This window comes from bacterium, assembly GCA_030690305.1.
In the GTDB taxonomy this organism is placed as follows: domain Bacteria; phylum Patescibacteriota; class Minisyncoccia; order Phycocordibacterales; family JAGLPS01; genus JBBUCK01.
Window position 1 is genome coordinate 1 of the sequence record JAUYHB010000010.1, and the last position, 2,328, is coordinate 2,328.

The following is a 2,328-nucleotide window of genomic DNA, read 5'->3' on the forward strand; positions in this document are numbered from 1 at the left end:
CTGATCAGGAAAACTACGGAGGCTCAGCATGGATGAATTTGTTCCCATTTTACAGGATTTGCATCGGAAAATTGATACGGGATTTGCTGGCGTTTACCAGAAAATAGACGCGGTGAATAGGGAAACGATAGAACACCGGCAGATGTGTGCTATGAAATTTGGCGAGGTAAGTCAAAAATTTGTTCAGATTGATAAAGACATGTCGGTGAAAAATGCCGTCAATGGAATAAAAGACCAGCAGGAAAAGGAATCCCGTGATTGGTGGAAGTGGATCATCCGGGGAACTACGGGGGTGATCGCGTTTGGGATGGCACTGTTCATCTGGAAGTTAATCACCGGCAGTGCTAAAATAATTATCGGCGGTTGATGATGAAACTGAACAAAAAACAAAAAGAAGTGTGCGCGAAAATTGAAATCATTGCCCAGCTTGCCGGGATAGATCCGACCTGGGCGCAGGCGGTGGCCATGACGGAAAGCAGCCTGGGGCTCCATCAGAAAAGCCCGACCGATGCGCGAGGGGTATTTCAGATGACACCCATCGCCATGAAGGACCTGCTTCTGGAGATGGAAAAATCAGATTCAGATGATGAATTTATTGATATTGTTTGTGGTGTGGCATTTTTGAGAGTATTATTGAACCGATGGGGTAGCATTGATGATGCGACCATGCATTACTGCGATCCCCTTGATAGACATTTTTATGTCAAACGAGTTGCGGATTACATTAAACAATTAAAGGAGATCGAAAAATGAATGACGCGAAAAGTTTTTTACTCAGCAAAACCCTTTGGGGGGTCGTAATTTCGGCAGCCGGGGCCATATTGCCCAAAATTGGCCTCATGCCCTTTACCGATGCCGGAGCGGATGAAATGGCGGGCCTGGTCGTGACCATCCTGGGCGCGATAATTGCCGCCTATGGCCGGATCGTGGCACAAAAATCTTTGAAATGATAGAACTCCTGTCCACCATCGGAATGATCATCGGAGCGCTATTTGCCGCCTATGAACGACACCGACGAAAAAAAATGGAGCAGACACTTCAAAACGAAGTTGATTTGCTCCATAATAATCCTGGTCTGTGGCTTCAGCATCATTTTCCTGGGATGCCAAAAAAACAGGATATTGGCCCCACCAAAACCGACGATTGAGAGCCGGGAGGTGGGCGGGATGATTTGCCTCGACCGGGAGAATTTCATTCGCCTGGGCGGGTATATCCTGGCTTTGGAGAATAGTGTTAAGCAGTGCCGCTGACCTGAGCGTTGGCGCTACTGTTGACATCCTCCCCACGGCTGAAGCCGGGGGATTCCAAAACCTCACGATTCTGGTTGCTGCCCTGAACGGCCTCAATGCGCCGATTCACCATCTCCGTAAATGCCCGAATATACAGCCGTTTATAATGTGGCCAGCGGGCAAATTCCCGCAACTGCATTTTACCCCCAGCCATCGGGCAGCCGACAAGCGGCTGACCGGCAGCGTTATGCCACCAACTCAACCAGTGCACGAATAGCGTTAATCATACCAATCTTGTCAGCATCGGGCACAGGGGCAACACGAATGAGCATTTCCATTTTCTCTAACTCATCCTTTTCAGATGCCCCGACGAGGCCAACCAACGCCGCTCTCAATTTTGCAATCGTGGCTTCGGCTTTTCTCAAGGGATGTTTCCCGCAAACCTTGATATGTTCTGTGAGCACATCCGATCCCCATGCCGGTGTATCTTGTGGATACTCCATACCGCAATAAACACACGTCAAAACTCTCCCCTCATCCATTTCCCTGGTCGAGGTCTGGTTGTTAACCAATTCTAAGAATTTACGGAAACATGGTAACTTTTCATACCACCAAAAATCTACACCCCAAAATCCGGATTCGTCTGCTAATTCTCTTATTTTATTGTCAGATATTTCCATACTCTCCTCCTTTGGTTAAGTGGCAAGGCAGGCCCGGTTAGCGGCAGTGGTTCTACCCACTCCGGCACCGGGCGCCATCGTTCCCTCGGTTGAGCCAGTATCGGCTTGTCCATCCAAGCCACGCCCATAGCCAACAATAACAGCCAGGATGCGACGATCAAGGTTATCAGCAAGCAGTCAATGAGAGCTTTCATGGCTTCACCTCCGTTATGTAGCGAATTAAAAGATCAATTATCTCCAGCTCGTCGTCATACCTCGGATTGTGGTGTTCCCGGCACCCCAGCGTATTTTTCTGACATGGTGAGGATCAACAGAGTATATGCCGCAGACCCCGCAGGGCAGAGACTTAATCCATGCCTTATATTTTGGTGAGCGGTATATCATGGCTTCCTTTGGGTATAGCCGACCATTTAAGGGTT

7 protein-coding genes are annotated in these 2,328 nt (G+C 48.7%); 4 read left to right on the plus strand and 3 right to left on the minus strand.

Going from position 1 to position 2,328, the window contains the following annotated elements:
• Positions 1-28 precede the first annotated feature (28 nt).
• The 4 genes from Q8O71_01110 to Q8O71_01125 are packed head-to-tail and all read left to right on the plus strand — an operon-like array spanning position 29 to position 1,147.
• Entirely contained in the window at positions 29-367 is a 339-nt protein-coding gene (locus Q8O71_01110) for a hypothetical protein (protein MDP2704979.1), read from the plus strand.
• Complete coding sequence (locus Q8O71_01115) at positions 367-753, plus strand: transglycosylase SLT domain-containing protein (GenBank protein ID MDP2704980.1); 387 nt, start codon at positions 367-369, stop codon at positions 751-753. Before Q8O71_01110 ends, Q8O71_01115 begins: the two co-directional genes overlap by 1 nt.
• The gene (locus Q8O71_01120) at positions 750-950 is read left to right on the plus strand and encodes a hypothetical protein (GenBank protein MDP2704981.1); all 201 of its coding nucleotides are present in this window, start codon (positions 750-752) and stop codon (positions 948-950) included. The genes Q8O71_01115 and Q8O71_01120 overlap by 4 nt, the downstream gene beginning before the upstream one ends.
• Complete coding sequence (locus Q8O71_01125) at positions 947-1,147, plus strand: hypothetical protein (protein ID MDP2704982.1); 201 nt, start codon at positions 947-949, stop codon at positions 1,145-1,147. Before Q8O71_01120 ends, Q8O71_01125 begins: the two co-directional genes overlap by 4 nt.
• An 86-nt stretch (positions 1,148-1,233) precedes the next feature.
• Here Q8O71_01125 and Q8O71_01130 read toward each other — a convergent pair whose 3' ends face one another.
• From Q8O71_01130 to Q8O71_01140, 3 genes are all read right to left on the minus strand, one after another.
• Positions 1,234-1,500, minus strand: coding sequence for a hypothetical protein (locus Q8O71_01130; protein MDP2704983.1), 267 nt, complete (start codon positions 1,498-1,500; stop codon positions 1,234-1,236).
• Positions 1,475-1,909 carry a hypothetical protein gene (locus Q8O71_01135; GenBank protein ID MDP2704984.1) on the minus strand — a complete coding sequence of 145 codons (435 nt, stop codon included), beginning with the start codon at positions 1,907-1,909 and terminating at the stop codon, positions 1,475-1,477. Before Q8O71_01135 ends, Q8O71_01130 begins: the two co-directional genes overlap by 26 nt.
• Before the next feature lie 231 nt (positions 1,910-2,140).
• Positions 2,141-2,328, minus strand: a 188-nt coding sequence (locus tag Q8O71_01140; GenBank protein MDP2704985.1) for a hypothetical protein, incomplete at its 5' end; no start/stop codon positions are given.